This is a genomic window from Pokkaliibacter plantistimulans, from assembly GCF_003194385.1.
In the GTDB taxonomy this organism is placed as follows: Bacteria; Pseudomonadota; Gammaproteobacteria; order Pseudomonadales; family Balneatricaceae; genus Pokkaliibacter; species Pokkaliibacter plantistimulans.
This window is the reverse complement of the sequence record NZ_LAPT01000027.1, coordinates 1-21578: the sequence shown is the minus strand read 5'-3', so window position 1 is coordinate 21578 and position 21578 is coordinate 1. Positions and strand designations below refer to the sequence as shown.

Annotated in this window: 17 protein-coding genes; 6 read left to right on the top strand and 11 right to left on the bottom strand. The window is 55.4% G+C overall.

The window, feature by feature from the left end:
- Window positions 1-103 precede the first annotated feature (103 nt).
- The 10 genes from hflC to orn form a co-directional block, all read right to left on the bottom strand.
- The gene (gene hflC / locus WH50_RS06665) at window positions 104-997 is read right to left on the bottom strand and encodes a protease modulator HflC (protein ID WP_110186633.1); all 894 of its coding nucleotides are present in this window, start codon (window positions 995-997) and stop codon (window positions 104-106) included.
- Entirely contained in the window at window positions 997-2199 is a 1203-nt protein-coding gene (gene hflK / locus WH50_RS06660) for an FtsH protease activity modulator HflK (protein WP_110186632.1), read from the bottom strand. The genes hflC and hflK overlap by 1 nt, the downstream gene beginning before the upstream one ends.
- A 99-nt stretch (window positions 2200-2298) precedes the next feature.
- Window positions 2299-3645, bottom strand: a complete 1347-nt coding sequence (gene hflX / locus WH50_RS06655; protein ID WP_110186631.1) for a ribosome rescue GTPase HflX — start codon at window positions 3643-3645, stop codon at window positions 2299-2301.
- Between the two features lie 13 nt (window positions 3646-3658).
- On the bottom strand, window positions 3659-3898 hold the full coding sequence (gene hfq / locus WH50_RS06650) for an RNA chaperone Hfq (protein WP_104156851.1): 240 nt from the start codon (window positions 3896-3898) through the stop codon (window positions 3659-3661).
- 102 nt (window positions 3899-4000) lie between these two features.
- Window positions 4001-4906, bottom strand: a complete 906-nt coding sequence (miaA, locus tag WH50_RS06645; protein WP_243410019.1) for a tRNA (adenosine(37)-N6)-dimethylallyltransferase MiaA — start codon at window positions 4904-4906, stop codon at window positions 4001-4003.
- A gap of 131 nt (window positions 4907-5037) precedes the next feature.
- Window positions 5038-6963 (bottom strand): DNA mismatch repair endonuclease MutL, encoded by a 1926-nt coding sequence (gene mutL / locus WH50_RS06640; protein ID WP_110186629.1) that lies wholly within the window; start codon window positions 6961-6963, stop codon window positions 5038-5040.
- A 64-nt stretch (window positions 6964-7027) separates the two neighbouring features.
- Window positions 7028-8695, bottom strand: coding sequence for an N-acetylmuramoyl-L-alanine amidase (locus tag WH50_RS06635; protein ID WP_110186628.1), 1668 nt, complete (start codon window positions 8693-8695; stop codon window positions 7028-7030).
- A gap of 15 nt (window positions 8696-8710) precedes the next feature.
- A complete protein-coding gene (gene tsaE, locus WH50_RS06630; protein ID WP_110186664.1) occupies window positions 8711-9208 on the bottom strand; it encodes a tRNA (adenosine(37)-N6)-threonylcarbamoyltransferase complex ATPase subunit type 1 TsaE in 498 nt (165 codons plus the stop codon).
- A 181-nt stretch (window positions 9209-9389) separates the two neighbouring features.
- Window positions 9390-10940: an NAD(P)H-hydrate dehydratase gene (locus WH50_RS06625; RefSeq protein ID WP_110186627.1), complete on the bottom strand. Its 1551-nt coding sequence runs from the start codon at window positions 10938-10940 to the stop codon at window positions 9390-9392.
- Between the two features lie 5 nt (window positions 10941-10945).
- Window positions 10946-11518: an oligoribonuclease gene (gene orn / locus WH50_RS06620; RefSeq protein WP_104156856.1), complete on the bottom strand. Its 573-nt coding sequence runs from the start codon at window positions 11516-11518 to the stop codon at window positions 10946-10948.
- A 208-nt stretch (window positions 11519-11726) separates the two neighbouring features.
- On the opposite strand from orn, the gene rsgA reads away from it, so the two are divergent.
- The 5 genes from rsgA (at window position 11727) to WH50_RS06595 (ending at window position 18300) form a co-directional block, all read left to right on the top strand.
- A complete protein-coding gene (gene rsgA, locus WH50_RS06615) occupies window positions 11727-12773 on the top strand; it encodes a small ribosomal subunit biogenesis GTPase RsgA (RefSeq protein WP_110186626.1) in 1047 nt (348 codons plus the stop codon).
- Window positions 12773-14353, top strand: coding sequence for an HDOD domain-containing protein (locus tag WH50_RS06610; RefSeq protein WP_110186625.1), 1581 nt, complete (start codon window positions 12773-12775; stop codon window positions 14351-14353). Before rsgA ends, WH50_RS06610 begins: the two co-directional genes overlap by 1 nt.
- Window positions 14354-14355: 2 nt before the next feature.
- A complete protein-coding gene (locus WH50_RS06605) occupies window positions 14356-15180 on the top strand; it encodes a sulfurtransferase (RefSeq protein ID WP_110186624.1) in 825 nt (274 codons plus the stop codon).
- Window position 15181: 1 nt separating this feature from the next.
- Window positions 15182-16054 (top strand): archaetidylserine decarboxylase, encoded by an 873-nt coding sequence (asd, locus tag WH50_RS06600; RefSeq protein WP_110186623.1) that lies wholly within the window; start codon window positions 15182-15184, stop codon window positions 16052-16054.
- A gap of 227 nt (window positions 16055-16281) precedes the next feature.
- Window positions 16282-18300: an EAL domain-containing protein gene (locus tag WH50_RS06595; protein ID WP_110186622.1), complete on the top strand. Its 2019-nt coding sequence runs from the start codon at window positions 16282-16284 to the stop codon at window positions 18298-18300.
- Between the two features lie 114 nt (window positions 18301-18414).
- On the opposite strand, the gene serB is transcribed toward WH50_RS06595, so the two are convergent.
- Window positions 18415-19341, bottom strand: coding sequence for a phosphoserine phosphatase SerB (serB, locus tag WH50_RS06590; RefSeq protein WP_110186621.1), 927 nt, complete (start codon window positions 19339-19341; stop codon window positions 18415-18417).
- A 265-nt stretch (window positions 19342-19606) separates the two neighbouring features.
- On the opposite strand from serB, the gene WH50_RS06585 reads away from it, so the two are divergent.
- On the top strand, window positions 19607-21274 hold the full coding sequence (locus WH50_RS06585; protein WP_110186620.1) for a hypothetical protein: 1668 nt from the start codon (window positions 19607-19609) through the stop codon (window positions 21272-21274).
- The last annotated feature ends 304 nt before the right edge of the window (window positions 21275-21578 follow it).

Genomic DNA, 21578 nt, shown 5'->3' with positions numbered 1-21578 from the left:
CCATTCCATAACGCGCACGCAAAAAAAACCGGGCTTAAAAAAGCCCGGTGACCAATACTATCACGAATTAGATCAGCGGGAATAACTCCAACTGCTAATTGCTCTATTTTTCACCTGAAGATGACTTCGCACCGCTAGGATCATTGAGGAAGCGGAAGAAATCACTGTCAGGTTGAATAACCATCAGATCACCCTCTTTACCCAATGAGTTCTTGTACGCACTCAGGCTGCGGTAGAAAGAATAGAACTGTGGATCCTGCTGATACGCTCTTGAGTAAATAGAAGCTGCCTGCGCGTCTCCCTCACCTCGAATACGCTCAGAGTCACGATAAGCGTTTGCCTTAATTATCGTGCGCTGACGATCAGCATCAGCCTTGATACCCTCAGCCAATTCTTTACCACGTGAGCGCAACTCACGTGCTTCACGCTCGCGCTCTGTGCGCATACGTTCATAAACGGACTGACTAACTTCAGGTGGCAGGTCGATTTTTTTGATACGAATATCACGAACCCGGATGCCAAGCTCAGCTTCGGTCGCCTGGGTAAGCTTTTCAGTCAGCTCACTCATCACCTCATCTCGCTTACCTGAAACCACCTGATTGAGGGTTCTGGAGCCAAACTGGTTGCGCAGTCCAGTATCTACCCGTGCAGCAAGTATCTTGGCTGCCTGAAACTCATCACCTGAGGTAGCAGTGTAGTACTTCTCAACGTCCTGAATATTCCACTTCACAAAAGAGTCAACAATCAGCGCTTTCTTTTCCAGAGTCAGATAGCGTTGCGGAGTCGAATCCATAGTAAGCACACGGCTGTCAAAGACACGAACATTGTCGATAAACGGAATCTTGGCATGCAGACCAGGCTTCACGTCAGCGTTGACAACTTCACCAAAACGCAGCACTACAGCACGCTCAGTTTCATTGATGACGTAGAGCGACTTCATCGCTGCGATAACAACAGCCAACAGCAAAATGATGGTTGTAAAAGACTTGTTAGACATTAGCGCCCCTCCCGTGTAGTGGTAGAGACAGCTTGACGCTTACGCAGCTCATTCAGCACTTCATCAGTCAGTTGCTGGATGTCGCCATTGCTCAAGGAAGAAGACTGCGCGGCCATCTTACGGGCAGCCTTGGCGTCCTGACTAGCTTCGGCCAGCTTATCCAGAGGCAAATACATCATGTTGTTGGAGCCTTTGCCGTCAACAATCACCTTTGCACTGTTGGCATAGACATTTTCGACCGTATCCAGGTACAAACGCTCACGAGTGACCTCTGGAGCTTTATGATATTCATTCATCAGCTTCAGGAAGCGCTCTGCATCCCCTTGCGCCCGAGCCACCACTTCATCACGATAGGCATTGGCCTCTTCCAGCACACGCTGAGCAGCACCACGCGCTTCTGGCACAACACCATTAGCATAGGTTTCCGCCTCATTCTTGACTCGCTGCTCATCTTCTCGCGCCTTGATAACATCATCAAAGGCGGACTGAACCTGTTTGGGAGCCATCGCGTTTTCAATGTTGATCCGACTTACCTGCAGGCCTGTACCATAGCGATTGACGTATTCCTGCAAACGCTCCTGCACAGACGCTGCCAGGGTTTCACGCCCCTCGGTCAAAATAGAATGCATTTCTGAGCTACCAACCACGTGACGCAAAGCACTCTCCGTTGCCTGCGACAAGCTGGCTTCCGGATCTCGCACATTCAGCACGAAGGCCTTGGGATCAGCGACCACATACTGCACAGACATGTTCACCTCAACGATATTCTCGTCTTCGGTCAGCATTTGCGCACCATGATCAAGTGAACGCACACGCGTTACATTAACCTTGCGCACATCGTCAATCAGCGGAGGATTCCAGTGCAAACCAGGAGTGACTGTCTCACTGTACTTACCAAAGCGCAGTACCACACCACGCTCCTGCTGATCAATGGTATAGAACCCCATGGCAGCCCAGGCAATCGCAACCACTATGATCAACACCAACAGCAAGACGCTATTGAAACCACCGGAGGCACGCCCCCCTTGACCTCCGCCAGAAGACTTGCCACCAAAGATGCGATTCAGTTGATCCTGAACTTTACGCAGCACTTCGTCGAGATCAGGTGGACCCTGATCTCCTTTGTTACCACCGCCGCGATTACCGGAGCCCCAGGGATCCTGGGGGTTGTTGCCGTTACCTCCGGGCTCGTTCCAAGCCATAGGGTTCTCCGTATTACCTTTTTGATTTGTTCGAAAATCTATCCATGCGTTAAATCATCACTCTAGTCATCGCTAATCAAAGTGACAATTTTGCAAGAACTAAGGAACAACGAAGTCTAAGGAGGCCTCGAAGTCCTCGCAAGTTTCCTTGTGTTGCTTCCGCAAACCAAAGCGCTCCGGCTCGATATCACACCGCCTGAGCATCTGCAGAAAGTCGCTTAAGGGTAAGCGCACTTGCAAAAGGTTGTTCCCGCTCTCATCCCAGGACTCTTCAAGCACGCACCCCTGAGCATACAGCGCAGCACGCATGGCACCTTCAGCTGGTTTCAGCGTCAAAGTCTCCGCAAACAAGTCATCGCCAAGACATTCAGCAATTGCCTGCTGCAGCAACTCTAAACCTTCACCGCGTTGTGCTGACAGCCAGACAGCGATGGGCCGACCTTTACTATTTCGATCTATATGAGGCTCTACCCGCTCCATCAGATCAATCTTATTAAAGACCATTAGTGCAGGAATATCGGCAGCGTCAATTTCCTGTAACACCAGATTGACTGCCTCAAGATTACGGTCGCGTTCCGCACTGGCCGCGTCAACCACATGCAAGAGCAAGCTGGCCTCAGAAGTTTCTTGCAAGGTAGCCTGGAAGGCATCCACCAACTTATGCGGCAAGTGACGTATAAAGCCAACGGTATCGGCCAGAATGATGGGACCAATATCAGGCATCTGCAGACGCCGTAACGTCGGATCCAATGTGGCAAACAACTGATTGGCAGCATACACGCCAGCCAACGACAGGCTGTTAAACAGCGTAGACTTGCCAGCGTTGGTATATCCCACCAATGAAACTGTAGGTATTTCGGCACGCAAACGCGCACGTCGCCCCTGATCACGCTGCTTGCGAACCTTATCCAAGCGCTTATGTATATATTTGATTCGCTCACGCAAAAGGCGTCGGTCTGTTTCCAACTGAGTTTCCCCAGGACCTCGCAAACCTATACCGCCCTTCTGACGTTCCAAGTGAGTCCACCCGCGCACCAGGCGAGTAGACATATGTTCAAGCTGAGCCAACTCTACTTGAAGCTTACCTTCGTGAGTACGTGCACGCTGAGCAAAAATATCAAGTATCAACCCCGTGCGATCCAGTACACGACACTGTAACGCGTGCTCAAGGTTGCGCTCCTGAGCCGGGCTAAGCGCATGATTGAACAGCACAACTTCAGCCTCAAGATCACGAACCGTGTCGCGAATCTCGTCGACTTTGCCTGAGCCAGCATAAAATTTGGGATTGGGAGTGCTTCTCGAACCTGTCACCAGTGCCACGGGAACGGCACCAGCAGAGACAACAAGCTCTTGAAATTCGGCAGGATCTTCCCGTTCTGCATCATCATACATATCCAGGTGAACGAGAACGGCACGTTCACCTGTATCAGGACGTTCAAAGAACAATCATCACCTCACATCAACCGGCTGGGACTTCATCCACCCCCGGCAGTTTCACCGGGCGGGCCGGCACAACAGTGGAAATAGCATGCTTATATACCATCTGACTGACAGTATTTTTCAGCAGGATAACGAACTGATCGAAAGACTCGATCTGCCCCTGCAGTTTGATGCCATTAACCAAGAAAATAGACACAGGTACGCGCTCTTTGCGCAGTACATTGAGGAAAGGGTCTTGTAAAGATTGCCCTTTTGACATTCTGATGCTCCTTAGCAATTGGAGGTTGGCCGAGACGCCGACCATGATAAAAAATAGACGCGATTTCCTGCGCGCCTGAAGCTGGATTGCCTACTTATACACTTAACTGAGGCCAGACTCCAGCAATTTCAAGGCACTATCCAGTGCCTGCGAGGAGGTGGAATCAATCCAGTGCACATGTTCGAACCCTCGCAACCATGTTAGCTGACGCTTTGCCAATTGTCGCGTTGCAGCAATTCCTTTTTGTACAAAGGTTGAATAGTCGTCCTCGCCATCGAGGTAGCACCACGCTTGCCGATAGCCCACACAACGTATGGATGGCAGCGCTGCGTGCAGGTCAGAACGCTGCTTCAAGGACTCCACCTCAGAGAGAAAACCTGCGCTCAGCATCTGCTCAAAACGTAACGCAATTCGCTGATGCAACACACTACGATCAGCAGGACTCCAGGCTATTTCAATCGTACGGTACGGTAGAACCTGCTGCTCTTGCTCCTGCCAATGCTGACTTAGCGATTTGCCAGTCAAAAAGTATACTTCTAAGGCACGTTGCAGACGTTGAGGATCACTGGGGCGTATGCGTGCTGCCGACTCAGGATCAACCTCTTGCAATCGCTGATGTAACTTCACCCACCCGTGTTCCAGGGCTTCACTTTCCATTTGCTGCCGAAAAGCCGGATCTGCGGAAGGCAGACTGGCCATGCCCTGAAGCAGGATGTTGTAGTACATCATCGTGCCGCCTACTAGCAGAGGAATACGCCCTCTGGCCGTACTGGCAGCCATTAGCTCCAGTGCATCTTGACGGAAGTCGGCGGCTGAATACGCCTCACTGGGATCACGAATATCGATAAGCTGATGGGGGTAACGGGCCAGTTCAGCTGCACTTGGCTTGGCGGTACCAATATCCATACCACGATAGATCAGTGCCGAATCGACACTAATAATGTCGCAAGGAAAGCGCTCAGCCAGCTCAAAAGCCAGGGCCGTTTTGCCTGCAGCAGTTGGCCCCATTAGTAAAATGGCTGGCGGAAGAACAGAAGACAAGGAGGTCATGCACACCTGAGATCAGTTAACGCGAAAGGTGGAGAATGGTACTGCAATCCCCCTCATCAATTCAAAATTCAGAGCACACGATCACTCTTTTACTGGCCGCGCATAAATAAACGATCAAGATCCTTCAGGGTCAGTTGTGACCATGTAGGACGACCGTGATTGCACTGTCCACTGCGCTCAGTACGCTCCATATCACGCAGCAAACCGTTCATTTCCTCCAGCGTCAGCTGACGATTCGCACGAACCGCGCCGTGGCATGCCATAGTGCCCAACAACTCGTTGATTTGCTCTCCCACTCTGGAGCTCTGACCAAACTCCTGCAGGTCTGCAAGCACATCACGCACCAGCTGCGGTACCTCAGCCTGACGCAACAGAGCTGGCACTTCACGAATAACCAGGTTTTCAGCCCCCATACGCTGCACACGAAAGCCCAGACGCTGAAAAGACTCTTCATGCTCTTCTGCAACACTTGCCTCGCGCTCGCTGACGGCCATGGAAACCGGTACCAGCAATGGCTGAGACTTGATACCCTCGCCACTCCAGGCTGACTTCATCCGTTCATAAACGATCCGCTCATGAGCCGCATGCATATCCACCACCACCAAGCCCTGTTGGTTCTGCGCCAGAATATAGATGCCATGCAACTGGGCTACAGCAAAGCCCAGTGGAGGGACATCAGCACTCGCAGCAGGCAAACCCTGCATTGCCATGCTTTCTTGAGGAAAGACTTGCTTTGCCCCTGAAGCATATGTCGCCCCGAGCCCTGACTCAGCTACGGTTGTCGTCTGCCCATAAGCTGTCGACTGTGCATCCTGCGCTGGATGCAACCGCGCATATCCTGCCATCTGCTCCCGGATCTGACCCACTCCGGGCGTGCTGCCAGCCGGAGGCAGATTCATCCACCCCTGTCCCTGAAACTCTCCCGCTTCTTTGCCCTGCACCATCGTGACAGACGCCACAGACAGGGGTTCGGTCGCATCTTGCGCCGTTTGTGGACGCACCTCAGCCAGCGCCCGATGCAAGCTGCTGAAAATAAAGTCATGCACTAACCGGCCATCTCGAAAGCGCACTTCATGCTTGGTCGGATGCACGTTCACATCAACAACTGCCGGATCCACATAGAGATACAACACAAACACCGGATGACGGCCGTTGTAGAGCACATCCTGATAAGCCTGACGAATGGCATGAGCAACAAGACGATCACGAATCACCCGGCCATTGACGAAGAAATACTGCTGATCCTGCTGGCTACGGGAAAAGGTAGGCAAGCCAACCCAGCCATGCAGACGCAGAGGGCCGTTATTGATATCCACCACAACGGACTGCTGCAAAAAAGCACTGCCACACAGCTGACCAATACGTTTCTCTCGCTCAAGCTCGGTACGCGCAGGACTGAGACTCAGACTGACCTTCTGGTTGTGACGCAAGGTAAAGCCAACGTCGAAACGACTCAGGGCCAGACGCCGCACCACCTCTTCCAGATGGCCATATTCTGTTTTGTCAGTTCGCAGGAACTTACGTCGTGCCGGGGTATTGAAGAACAGATCACGCACTTCAACTGTAGTCCCCTGAGGATGAGCAGCAGGGCTGACTTCTGTGGCCATGTCTCGCCCCTCCGCGATTACACGAAATGCATGCTCTGCTCCTTCGGCACGGGATGTCAGCACCAGCCGCGACACAGAACTGACACTGGCCAGCGCTTCACCACGAAAACCCAGACTGGCGACAGCCTCCAGGTCCTCCAGAGTAAGAATCTTACTGGTAGCGTGACGACTGAGCGCCAGAGGCAGATCATCCGCATGAATGCCGCTACCATTGTCACGTACTTGCAGCCGCTTGATACCGCCCTGCTCCACATCGATATCAATACGCGACGCCCCTGCATCCAGGCTATTTTCCAGCAGTTCTTTGATGACAGATGCCGGGCGCTCAACCACCTCACCCGCTGCGATCTGGTTAGCCAGTCGCGGGCTCAGACTGTGGATGCGTTTGCTGGTAGTGACTGTACTCATAAACGTGATAACCGGACTGGGATGGATGACATCGTGCAGGAAAGAGCGGTGAGACAGCTCTTTATCAGGAAGAAGGAATGACCAGCACCTGACCCACCTTGATCACCGTCTGATGATCCAGATCATTTTCCCGCAACAGACGTGACAGACTGACCTTATTGCGGGCGGCGATGGCTGACAGGGTATCGCCAGGACCCACCTTATAGAGCACCCGGTCAGCGGGCTTCAGTGCCGTTGCCGAGATCACAGGCAGGTCAGGCTGGCGCACTTTGGCCGCTATCCAGGTATTAGGTTGCGGCTGGCTGTAGAAGTGATGTTTGATACCGTTAAAAATAGAGGTCGCCAGCTGCTGCTGATAGCTCTTGGTGCGCAGTTGCGACGCCTCATGAGAGTTGGAGATAAAGCCCGTTTCAACCAGAATGGAAGGGATATCGGGTGATTTCAGCACCACAAAGCCTGCCCGCTCGACATGATTCTTGTGCAACCGGGCAATACGCCCAACCTGCCCCAGCACATCCTTACCCACCTGATCACTCAGTTTGAGCGTACCTGTCATAGACAAATCCAGCAGCACACCCGCCAGCACTTCGTCCTTATCATCCAGACTGACACCACCGACGCCACCAATCAGGTCAGCATTATTCTCCGTCTGCGCCAGCCAGCGCCCCATTTCACTGGTCGCCCCCCGCTCAGACAGCGTCCACACTGATGCGCCACGTGCACTGTCATTCTTGAAGGCATCCGCATGAATGGACACAAACATGTCCGCATTGGCTTCGCGTGCCAAGCGAGTACGTTTACGCAAATCCACATAGTAGTCACCACGGCGAGTCAGATAAGCCTTGAAGCCCGGCTCCTTGTCGAGCATCTGTGCGAGCTGGCGTGCAATCGACAGCACCACATCTTTCTCTCTTAACCCTCCGGCACCGATAGCTCCCGGATCTTCGCCGCCGTGCCCTGCATCGACTGCGATGATGATGTCACGATAGTTCTCAGACTTCAGCGGCTGCGCCTGTATGACAGGGGCAGCGGGTGCACTGGGCGATACAACACCGGTGCTGATGACCTGCACCGGGGCAGTGCTTACCACCGGAACTGCACCGCCATTAGTGCTTAGGGAAGGCGAACTCACAGGCGCCACGGGTTTTGGCTGACTGTTTACGCTGGATGGTCCGACCACAGGCGTTGCACTTACTACCGGAACAGCACTGTTAGGTGAGGACGGATTCGTACTCACTGACGTTGTCTGAACAGCGGCCGGTACCGAAGGAGCACTGACAACGGCAGGAGCGCTTACAACGGCAGGAGCAATAACGGGAGCAGCGGAATCGGGGGTCAGCAGGTCAACCACCAGGCGATTACCGTACTGCTTATTGGGTGCCAGACTGAAGTCCCTGAACGGTAATTTCTGCTTGAGGTCGATCACAATGCGGGTAGTAGTGCCATCCTGAATCCCTGAACGTAGTCCTTCGATCAGCGAACCCTTGATATCCAGTGCAGCAAGATCGGCATGAATAACGCTGTTACTGATATCCAGCACCAGTCGATTGGGATTCTCCACCTGAAACGCCTTGTACTGAACAGGAGCACTGAGATCGAATACCAGACGTGTATTATCGGGCGCCTGCCAGATACGCACATTAAGGATATCCGCGGTCTGGGCACAGGCACTGCCAATCAGCAGCCAGCCAAACAGTCCCAGAAGCCACCCATGCAGCCAAGGTTTTTTCATCTCAGGGTTGTCACTCTAGGGATGTAGCGCACTCAACGCATTCAACATCTGCACACCCCGTTCAGAGGTGGCGGATACTTCCAGTTCCCGACCATCCTGCCATCGGCTCAGGCAGATTTCCAGATCAGGACGGGGCAGAATACCCGCGCCTTTCTCCGGCCACTCCACCAGGCACAGCGACTGAGCGTCGAAATAATCCCTTATCCCCATGAACTCCAGCTCTTCCGGATCAGCCAGACGGTAAAGGTCAAAGTGATAGGCCTGCACCTCTGCAAGCTCATAAGGCTCTACCAGCGTGTAGGTAGGGCTCTTCACGGCACCCTGATGTCCAAGGGCATGCAACACGCCGCGGCTCAGGGTGGTCTTGCCCATGCCGAGATTACCGTGCAGATAAACCACAGCGCCCTGTTTAAGCACCGCAGCCAGCTGCGCGGCCCACATCAACATGGCCGCCTCATCAGCAACCCGCACAATAAGGGGTTGTACCTGAGGAGGAAAAGACACTGAACTCATAACATCTTCCAACATTTCAGAAAAACAGACTCAGCCCGAGAACATGTTCACGACCTCAGCCGCTGGCCGGTCGCTCAAAGCGAAAAGCACTGAAGAAGCGAAGTTTAGCAACCCTAAACGAGCATTCCGAAGGACTTTTCGACACCGAGCGACCAATACCAGACAGATAACGAGCACATTCTCAGAGTGGATTGACCAGCTGCTGGATATAGGGAAGCAGATCAGTTGCCAGCAAGCCACGCTCTCCACGCTCCAGAGCCGCCAGATCACCAGCTCGCCCATGAATACTCGCTCCAACCGCGGCAGCCGCAGATGGCGTCAGCCCCTGTGCCAGCAGACTGCCAATCACTCCAGCCAGAATGTCACCCATACCGGCCACACTCATGCCCGGATTACCTTCGCTGACCAGCTGGCTTATCGCACCCGGGGAAGCAATCAGGGTGCCTTTCCCCTTGAGCACGACTGTCGCACCGTAGGTTTGCTGCAAGTCTGCCAAAGCCTGCAAGCGCTCACGTTGTATCACCGCCGTGTTACGGTCCAGAAGCATAGCCGCCTCACCGGGATGGGGAGTCATCACCCAGAGGCCAGAGGGGCGCCAGTGCTTATGCTTGAGCAGGTGCAAAGCATCAGCATCAATGACCAGCGGTTTGGCCGACGCCAAAGCCTGCTGCAACAACTGCTCGGCCCAGGCATCACGACCCAGCCCCGGACCGATTACCAGCACATCTGCGCGAGCTATCCAGGCCTGAGCTTCCAAACCATTGCGCACGCCCTGCACCATCAATTCCGGCTGGGAAGCAATAAAAGCAGGCACATGCTCATGGCGGGTAACAACACTCACCAGACCTGCGCCACTGCGCAAGGCGCTGCGACCGGCCAGCAGCGCGGCCCCGGCCATACCCAGATTCCCGCCAACAATCAGCACATGACCGTGCATGCCCTTGTGACCATCACGAGGTCGGGGTGGCAATACTTGCTTGCACTGCGACGGTGTTACACGTTGCAACAGCGGTACGTGGTGGGCATATACGTGCTCCGGCGTCCCCAGACCATGACAATGCACCTGCCCTGCATAGGCCGCGCCCTGTCCGGTCAGAAGGCCTGCTTTCATACCGATAAAGGTAACGGTGTGGCTGGCACGCACAGCACGCCCGAGCACGTTGCCACTGTCACACTCCAGCCCTGAGGGAATATCCAGCGCCAGAACAGGCCTGCCTGTGGCATTAATCCAGTCGATCAGTGCCGCATATCGCCCCTGCACCTCTCCCGCAAGTCCGGTCCCCAGCAAGGCATCAACGACCAGCTCACCATGACAATCTGGCAATTCGTCCCCGTCGTGAATCATCAACAACCCGGACAGCTGCTGTTGCTGCAGCCATTGCCAGGCCTCTGCGGCCTCGCCCTGTAATGTTTCAAGGTATTGCGTCGGCGCCAGAGGAAGCAGCAGCTGCACCTGCCAGTGCAGTTTTAGCGCCAGACCAGCCAGCACTAGCCCATCACCACCGTTATTCCCCTTGCCAGCAACAACCGTCAGCCTGCGCACATCCGGCCACTCGCTGCGCAACTGCACAAAAGCCGCCTCGGCAGCGCGGCACATCAGCTCGAATCCGGTAATGCCCAGAGCCAGGGCAGCTTCTTTATCAAGCTGGCGAAGGGTTTTCGCAGCGTAGATGGCTTCCGGCAACCGCTCCATCACGGCAATGCTTTCACTGGTTGTGGTACTGATCGTCATGGCCCTTAGTTCTGATCGCCGGATGCCTGCTCTGCAGCAGGAATCAGAAAATGCTCGCGATAAAAGCGTAATTCAGCGATGGACTCCTGGATATCGGTCAGCGCCTGGTGCGAACCCAGTTTGCGGAATCCTTTGAGCATCTCGGGCTGCCAGCGCTTAGCCAGCTCTTTCAGCGTGCTGACATCAATCATGCGGTAATGCAGATACTGATCCACCTCGGGCAGATAGCGGGCAATAAAGCGGCGATCCTGCCAGATGGAGTTGCCACACAGAGGAGAGCTTCCTGCCGCCACATGGGACTGCAAAAACTCAAGCAGAGCAGCCTGCAGGCCAGCCTCATCCAGCGTACTGTTGCGCACCCGCTCGGTCAGACCTGACTCGCCATGGGTGCGGGTACACCACTCATCCATCCCATTGAGCACGTCATCGCTCTGATGCACGACCCACACCGGGCCTTCAGCAACAACGTTGAGGTCATAATCGGTGATCAGTACTGCCAACTCCAGAATACGGTCCTGTTCAGGGTTCAGACCGGTCATTTCCAGATCCATCCATACCCAACGATTATCCGCCGCCATACTGCTCTCCCACCTCTAAACATACTCACAATTGCGCCCTATTCTAACCAGCCTGAGCGCATGAGGCACCTGTGGTAACACATAGGAGCCCCTCCCCGCAGCGGCAAACGTGGCACCTTGTCGGGATGTCAGGCAAAATGCTGGGTTACTTCTCAACACGCGGCAGCGGCATCCTCCCTCGCGAGCAGCTTTGTCACCTCAGGATCAGATGAGCAAACGGAACCTAACCAGACGCCAGTCTTGGCGCATCAAGAAAATCCAGGATGAGCGGGTACAGCGCGCTCATCAGCATGAGGAGCGTTTCAGCGCCCAGCTCAATGCCGGAGAACTAGGCCCGGAAATCCGCGGTCGGGTGATTGCTCATTATGGTCGCCAAGTGGACGTGGAGGCGGTCGATGGGGAAATGCAGGGGCAACAGATGCGCTGCTATCTACGCGCCAACCTTGAGCCGCTGGTGACTGGTGACGATGTCATCTGGCGGCCTGGCCCTGATGAGGGCGTGGTGGTGGCCAATATGCCACGCAGCAGTGTGCTCAAACGCCCTACCCCACATGGTGAACTGAAGGCGGTGGCGGCCAATATCGATCTGATCATCATTACCATTGCCCCTGAGCCCACGCCCTACGCCAACCTGATCGACCGTTACCTGGTGGCAGCCGAACTCAGTGACATTCGCCCCATCCTGCTACTGAACAAGACCGACCTGATCAGCGATAGTAACCGCAGCGCACTGGAATCCCTGTTGCAGCGCTATGAGCAAATCGGCTATCAGGTCATGCGTGCCAGCACCAAAGCGGACCATGGTCTGGACTTGCTGATTGACAGCCTCAAAGGTCATATCAGCGTCTTTGTTGGCCAGTCAGGCGTCGGTAAGTCATCCCTGATCAACAAGCTGCTGCCAGGGGTTGATCTGCGCGTCGGCGCCCTTTCCGAGGGCACCCGCAAAGGCACTCACACTACCACCACAGCCCGCCTGTTCCACTTCCCCAGTGGTGGCGACCTGATCGACTCTCCGGGAATTCGCGAATTCGCTCTCTGGCATCTTAGCCCTGACGAGCTGCTGGAAGGCTTTGCCGAGTTTCGCCCCTTCCTCGGCCATTGCCGCTTCCGCGACTGCCGTCATGATCGCGAGCCAGGCTGTGCTTTGCGTAAAGCACTGGAAGAAGGGGCGATCAGCCAGCCGCGGATGCTGAGCTATCAACAGATTCTCAATTCACTGGATGAAGAGGCGCAACTGCGTCTGGAGACCGAGTAATGAGCGACTCTCCCTATGGTGCAGAGCAATGGGTAGAATTTCTGGCCGACAAGCCACTCCCCATCATGGCCCATAGCCGACAGTTTCTGTTACATCAGTTGCGCCGCCCTGACGTGGCACTGATGGAACTGGCGCCCGCCCTGCAGGCAGACCCTGTGTTAAGCCTGCATTTGCTGCGACACGCCAACCAGCTCAACAACAATCAGGAAACGGACATCCGCACTCTGGACCACGCACTCAGCAGCCTTGGCCTGCAGCGTATCCGTGAAGTGCTGGACAATGCCCCGGTACTGCAGATGAACAACCAGAGCGTGGCCCACCGCCAGTATCTGTATGCCGTTGCCAACTCACTGCATGCTGCCTTTCAGGCCCGCGACTGGGCCAAGCAACTGCGCCCGACACAGATTGCCCAGCTCTACGCGGCAGGCATGTTATACGGCTTTATTTACTGGAGCCTGTGGCGCTTCGCACCTGATGCCATCAGCCAGGTCTACGGCCTGATTCATGAACAGCAACTGGACCCCATTTTGGCAGAGAGCAATGTACTGGGTTGCCCGGCGCAGGCAATCGCCCACGGGCTGGCATTGCGCTGGCAGTTACCGGAAGTACTGGTCAATGCCCTCGATATGGAAAACGCAGCAGACAAGCGCCTGCTCAGCAGCCTGCAGCGCCGCGCAAGAGGCGATGAGCTGAATCCCGATCAGGAGCGTATGCTCAACCATCTGGTGCACGCCCCGTGGATGCTGGCCAAGATGGCCAACTGGGTTGCCCATACCGCCCATTTTGGCTGGTACGGTCAGGGTATGGACCGTTTGATGCCGATCATCGGTGATGTGTTACGTCTGACCAGAGAGGAAGCCAGCGCCCGCTGCCATCGTACAGCCGTGATCGCAGCAGCAGCCTACGCCACGCCGGGCATCATTGCGCCCGCCAGCCGTCTGATCATGGCGCCGGATGACCAGCCTATTGCCTACCGCATGCCCCACCAGCAGGGCAGCAGAACAGTGACGGCACGCCCTCAGGCCCAGCAGCGCATACTACCGGGCAAACTGTTTGATGAGCGCCACTATCAGGACAGGCTGTTCCAGCTCAACAATGCCGACAAGCAGCTCAGCTCTTTGGGGGCCATCATGCAGAGCCTGCTCGAAGGCATGCATGATGGTATCGGTTTGCAGCGTTGCGCCATCCTGATGACCAGTCAGGACAGCAAGGAGATTGCAGGTCGTCTTGCAGCTGGCGATAGCGGCGTTGAAGCCTTCAAGCATTTTCGCCAGCCACTGCACACCGCCAGCATTTTCCAGCGTCTGTGCAGCCAGCCGGGCAGTCTGTGGGTCAATGACAAAAATCGCGACAAAGTACAGAGCCTGCTTCCTGAGGCTTTTCAGTCGCTATGTCATCCCCAAGAATTCTTTATGATGTCGATTTTTCTGGGCAAACGCCCCATTGCTGTTGTCTATGCCGATGCAGGTCTGCGCGGTGATGTCAGACCCATGCATTACAACGCCTTTCGTCAACTGGTGCAGGCTGCCAATCGAGGGGTGACCCTCTATTATCGCGCCCGCCAACAGATGAGATCCTGATCATGTCCTGTCCTGTCCTGATTGAGGCGGATGCGCTGCATCGTCAGTTGCACGCCCCGCAATTACTGATCCTTGATCTTTCCAGTGCCGAAAATTACCAGCGCGGCCACATTCCTGGAGCGATTCACTTCCCTGCTTCCTTACTGCTACGTGGAGAAGGCCCTGTACCGAACTACGTCGCCAGTGAGGCTCAGCTCAGCGAGCGGCTTTCTGCAGTAGGCATGACTCCCGATACCTGGGTGGTAGCCTATGACGATCAAATGGGGCCTTGGGCCGGTCGCCTGCTGTGGACCCTGCATCTGCTCGGTCATCGGCAGGTGTCCGTTCTCAACGGTCAGCTACCGGCCTGGGTGGCCGCAGGTTTTGATCTGGAGCAGGACAGCCATCACCGCGAAGCAACGCTTTACACCGCCACCTATCTGGAGCCGGTGCGAACGACATTGCAAGACCTGCTGAATCACCAGCACCTGACGGTCTGGGATGCCCGCACCCGCGAAGAATTCACCGGTGAGAAAGTCATCAACGCCAGCAAGGGCGGGCATATCCCCGGCGCCATCTGGCTGGAATGGACCGATCTGCTGCAGGATCAGCAACTGCCACGACTGAAGCCCGCAGAAGAACTGCACAGTCTGTTAGCCGATCGCGGACTGACGCCAGACAAGACCATTGTTACCCATTGCCAAACCCACCGCCGTTCCGGCCTCACCTATCTGGCCGCCAAGGCACTGGGCTACCCCCACGTGCACTGCTATGACGGCTCCTGGTTCGAGTGGGGCAACCATCCGGACACCCCGGTGACCAACGATCTATCCAGCAACGGAGAATAGTGTGAAGTCTGCTTTGTTTATCTACTTTCAACATCTGATTCCCCAGCACGCACTGAGCCGCCTCGTTGGCTGGCTGGCCAGCAACCGTACCGTCTGGCTGAAAAATGCCCTGATCCGCCGTTTTGCTCAGCACTACCAGGTGGATATGAGCGAAGCGGCCGATCCGGTGCTCAACAACTACCCACACTTCAACGCCTTCTTCACCCGAGCGCTACTCGACAACGCTCGCCCGTTGCCGGAACAGCAGGATCTGGTGGTCTGTCCCGCCGACGGCAATATCAGCGAGATAGGCAAACTTGAGCAGGGACGCATTCTGCAGGCCAAAGGCCGTTCTTACAGCGTCACAGCTCTGCTGGGTGGCGATACACAGCGTGCGGCAGCATTCGACAATGGCCATTTCGCTACAGTCTACCTCTCGCCTCGTGATTATCACCGGGTACACATGCCCTACGGCGGGACGCTGCGGGAAATGATCTATGTTCCCGGCGACCTTTTCTCCGTTAATCAAACTACCGCCGAGAACGTCGACAACCTGTTCGCCCGCAACGAGCGTCTGGTTTGCATTTTTGATACCGACGTTGGACCCATGGCGGTGGTTCTGGTCGGCGCCATGATCGTCGCCGGGATAGAAACGGTGTGGTCAGGGCAAGTGACACCGCAGCCAAAGAAACCGCAACTGACCCGCTACCAGAGCCTACCTGAGCCCGTCGTATTAAAGCGCGGTGAGGAATTGGGCCGTTTCTGGCTGGGCTCTACCGCCATCGTGCTGTTCGGTGCAGACAAAGTTGACTGGCTGCAGGGATGGCAGGCTGGACGCGCCACAAGGATGGGCGAAGCCATGGGCCAGCTGCATACTGTTCAGTCTGCAGACTGAGCCACCGTACTCGATACAGCACAGCCTGGTAACAGGCTGTGCTGGTAGCCCCTTCTCCCCTCATCGACTGCCTTTACAGCCAAAACAGTGCCAATAAAACAGCACGCTCCCGACCTGACTCAGCCACAATGAGCTGAAGGCATTTCATACTGCAACCACGCTGTTACAACGCGTTAACCGTGCTAGTATTCCCCAACGAATAAACTGTTCAGACAAGCAGGACGTCCATGAGTCTTCATCGTGACTGTTTACACATCGTGATCCGGCGTCCGCTGGATGATGCTTTCATGACCGTGTTGGCTAATATTCGTCAGCGGGCAGAGCACATGGGACTGTTCATCAGGGAAGAAGGCTTTGTGCTGGAACCCGCCTGCGGCGAGTTCGACATCGTCCTGCTGGTCAGTGAACATATTGATGAAGAGGCTTCAGACTGGTTGCGCCATCAGCGCCGCCACCTGCAGGACCAGCCCCTGGTCGTGCTCAGCACCGGTCGCGCGCCTGACGTACTGGCCGATTGTTGCCTGCGTCTGGAAGACTGCCTGCCACCGCGGGATGAATTCTGTCTGGCCCTGCTGGACGACCTGTTGCACAGCTGGCGACAACAGATGCGCCTGCGTCGCCACCTCAACAGCGAAGTATCCCAACTGCATTCCCTGCTGGATATCCAGACTGACCCGGTCGCGCTGGTGCGCTATCCGCACCACACCTATGCCAATTTGGCCTATCGCCGCCTGTGGCAGATTCAGGACGAACTGCATCTGGAAGATATGGACATGGCTGAGGTGTTCTCACCCATCGCTCTGACTGCACTGCACCAACGGTTACCTACCTGGCGTCCCGGCGAGACGTTAAACCTGCAGTTGAGCGAAGAACAGCAGCTGGGTAATCTGCAGTTTCAGCTGCAATGCCTCGCTCCCTCACCAGAAAACGTCTTTCTGGTGCGCATGATCAGCGACGTCCATCAAAACAATCTGGATGAGCAGGCCGACGATATTCTCAATCGCGCCTCCTATGATCGCCGCTCCCTGCTGGACCAGATCCATTACATTCAGTATCGCGGTGAACATCAGGGCAATGATGTGCAATGGGCTTTAATGGCCATCCGTCTGGAAAACTGGTTACTGCTGGATGAGTTGGGAGAGCCTACCGCCGAAACAGAAGAGCAGATACACCTGCTGGAGCGGGAAATTCCTGAGGCCAGCACCCTGCACTTTGGCTGTATGGACCAGCATCACCTTTGTGTCCTGGCCCCATTTGACAAGCAATCCGCGTTACTCGGCAGCGGCCAGCTATTACTGGAGCAGATCGGCAGTCTGTTGCCCCTCACCGGCGCCTCCATGAGCAATAGCTTCTGCGCTGGCCTGGTACAGATTCATGGCACCCTGCCAGATGCCGAGACACTGCTGCATCAGGCCATCCATGCTTGCGCCCAGGCTCAGCGCCAAGGGCAGTCCTTGTTCGTTTATACCTCCCAGCGCAGTGCTCCTGGCGGTCAGCGAGCGGCCAGTCAGGTGCGCCAGCAGCTGCGTAAAGCAATGGATCACAATCACTTCACTCTGTTCTATCAGCCGATCCTCAACCTGTTCAGCCCGGGCGATGCCAGTTATGAAGTCTTGCTGCGTATGAGCGACGATCAGGGCCAGTGGATCACCCCTGTCGATCTGTTGAGTCAGGCGGAGCAGACCGGGCAGGCACTGCTGATCGACCAGTGGGTCACTGAACGTCTATGTCTGCAACTGAAGAAGCAGCAACTGCCGCTCCGGGTATTTATCAATATCAGTGCTCAGGCCATTCATGACCCTGCCTTCTTCGTCTGGCTCGAAGCCACCATGAAAGAAGTCCCTCCACAGCACGAGCTGGTGATGCAAATCAGCGAAGTGGATGTATGGGCCGCTGGCCGTCAGGCCGCCCTGTTCTGTGAACAACTGCATCAGCTTGGCCTGAAGCTCTGTCTGAAACATCTGGGTATGACCACCCATGCAGAACAGCTGTCGGAGCAATTTGACTGCGACTACTACAAACTGCACGGTCCGTTGATCCGCACGGTCAATCAACCCGACACTCAGGCCAGAATTGCCCGCCTGATTGCTCCGCTGGTCCCAAAAGGCAAAACTATCATCGGTCCGATGGTGGAAAATGCGTCCTGCCTGAGCTTGCTATGGCAGGCAGGTATCAAATACATTCAGGGACATTATCTGCAACCCCCCCATCAACATATGGACTACGTCTTTACCTCCGACGACTGACTGGCAGTCAGCACCGAAAGCAAAAGGGCATACCTGTGGCATGCCCTTTTCTTGTTCTACAGACGCTCTGAAACAGCAACTGCAACACCTTGTCGGTCGCTTCAGCGACCTTACTCAGCGCGGACCGATCATCTGCAGAATGGCATCCAACCCGCAAACGCTGACGGCATAGTTTGCACTACTGCGGACCAGTGGCTTGGCACGGAATGCCACACCCAAACCTGCCTTGGCCAACATTTTCAGATCATTGGCACCATCACCTACCGCAATAACCCGACGTAAAGGTAACTGCAGCTCTGCAGCCAGTTGCTCCAGCGTGTCCGCCTTGACCTGAGCATCCACGATAGGCTCAAGGACCTTGCCGGTCACCTTGCCGTCCAGCACATTCAGCTCATTGGCACAGATATGATCAATACCTAAGCGCCGCTGTAACATACGGGCAAAGTAGGTAAAACCACCGGAAAGGATGGCCGTCTTGATCCCTCGCTGCTGAAGGCCGGCAAACAACAACTCGGCACCATCCATCAGCTGCAACCGGGCAGCGATGATCTCCAGCACTGACTCGTCGAGGCCATTCAGCAACGCCATGCGACGGGTAAAACTCTCACGAAAATCAATCAGGCCCTGCATGGCCTCTTCGGTAATGGCGGCGACCTGATCACCGATCCCCGCCTCCTTGGCTAGCTCATCAATCACTTCCGCCTTGATCAGCGTAGAATCCATGTCGAAGCACGCCAGGCCATACTCCTCATTGAAGGTATCGGCATCCTGCAACACGATGTCGACGCGCAGGGCATCACTCAATGTAAGACAGGCGGACTTGAAGCCCTCACGGTCAGCCAGCTGCCCCTGCAAGGACAGCACGGCATGCTGCTCACTGTCAGGTGATACGCTGCTTTGCAATGACAGACCAAAACGCTTGGCCAGCTCGACTGCATCTTCGATGGCCGCAGCACCAAGAGAAGGCGCCATCAGCGTCAACATCCAGCAGTCAGATGCCAGCACAGGATTGTCAGACGAATGAGCTTGATTGGGTTGCATAGGATGTAAGCCACAGGTTGGATAGAAAAGGCGGTCATCATACCCCGATCGGGTGCATTTCTCAGCCCGTAGCCTTGCATACTCATGACAATCCTGGCGGAACCTGTATAAAGCAGCTGCATTCCGATGATGGCCCGCTATAATCAGCGTCTTGTGTCATTTTGGAGCTTGGGCACGCATCGCTATGCTGGAAAGAACGCCACCCCGGTCACGTACCCCCTTGGGTTTGCATATTAAGTTGGTTTGGGTATGGGTTTTGACGTTAGTGGCTGGCCTTGTCCTGACCGCTCTGTTGCTATCCCGCCAACTTGATGCCATTGCTGACCAACAGAATCAGACCCTGCGCAATGTACTGCTGCAACAAACGCAGCTGTCCGCCGTTCCTCTGCTGATTGCCGATGACCGCATTGGCCTTAGTGTTCTGGTGAGTGACATGCAGCAGCATCCGCTGGTTGATGCCGCTGCGCTCTACCGCGGAGACGAGCTGGTTGCCCGTGCTGGCAGCCTCAGCCAGGGCTTCGACCAGACGCAGCATATTCAGGTCAATCAACAGGAAGTCGGTATTCTGCGCATACGCTGGAAAGCACCTGACTGGCCACTGAGCCTGACCAACCTGATCAATCACTATGGTTATGAGTACGCGCTAATTCTGGCAGTGCTGCTGCTCCCCATGCTCATTCTGGCCTTCAATCTGCAAAGTCCGTTACGCGCCTTACGCAAGGCGTGCCTGGCAGTACAGATGCGCGAAACGTTCGATCCGCTGGATGAGCGCCGGCAGGATGAATGGGGCTATGTCAATTACAGCTTTAACCGTCTTCATGCCGAGTACCTCAATGAAGTGCCGGACTATGGTGAACAGGAAGAAGAGCGGGATATTCCCCAGCACGAACTGGATCTGCAGCCCGGCGAGTTCCGTCATGACAATCGTGATGCTCTGGCAGACTTCACCCTGGATATGGACGCGTCAGAGCCCGCTGAAGAGCCGCCCTTCGCTCCACTGACGGCGACTTCAGGCAACGAGCACGCCTCTGAGCGCAGTACAGCAGACAGTTTTGACAGCATCATGGCCCAGACACTGGCCAGCAATCCCAGTGTGCGCAGTACTCCGCCACCGCTGCAGCAGGCAAGCTTTGGCGAGCCACTGTTTGCCGAACCCCTGTTTCCTGCCACTGCGGCGACTACTCAGAATCCCTCAGCACAGCGCGCGAGCGATGTATTTGAGCCGTTAAACCAGGCTGTAAGCGCTGCGCGTACGCCCTCTCAGGTGACATCTGCACTCACTGCCACCCCAGCATCTGCACCACCTCCGTTTGAACCACTGGCCGAACACCGCGGCTTACCCACGGAAATTGCCCAGTCACTGGCCAGTCAGATTGATGAGACGGTGTTCGTGTTGCTTCTGAGCCAGCGCCAGAGCGCAGGTTACGCTTCGTCTCCGGAGCGTGAAGAAGTACTGGCAACCTACCATGACTTCATCAATCAGGCCTGCAATCTCTACAGTGGCGCGGTCGAAGCGATGGAAGATGACCACATCATTGTCGTTTTCGATCAGCCGCAGAAGGATGACGCCCACGGCATTAACGCGCTCTGCGCTGCGCTGATGTTCAATGGCTTGTACAAGAGCTACAACCAGCGCCGGATCAAGGCACTGAAGCCCATTATCAATCTGCAGCTGGCACTGCATACCGGCGCCTATAGTCAACTGCCACAGCTGTGTCATCAGGTAGGTCAGTTAATTGGCCAGACCAACAGCAATCAGCTGGTAATATCCCGAGAGGTTTATGACTGCGGAGCCATTCGCGACAAACTGCTGGATGACCGCTACATTCGCCCGACCAATGGTGACTGCTATCTGGTTGAACGCCTGCAGGAAAAACCACAGCGCCTGCTGGAACGCCAGGTCGTTCACTTCTCACAGAAAAGCCTGGCCTGATGGCAGGAGAGTGAACGCCTGAAACAACAACAGCGGCCAAGGCCGCTGTTGTTGTTTCAGACTTGTACGTTCACGCTCATCATTAAAGCCACGGTGCCAAAGGCCTAACAGGCTGTTGAAAAACGTTATCGAGGCAGCCGAGACAAGAAAATACCCCGAGGGCACAAGAAACAGGCGAAAAAGCGGAGTTTAGTGGACTAAATGAGCATTTGACTCGCGTTGATCGCCCCTTCGGGGCGGGCCTAAAGCACGTTGAGCCGTCGGCTGGGAGCCTGTTTTGGCGGCGGTATTCGGCAACGTAGTT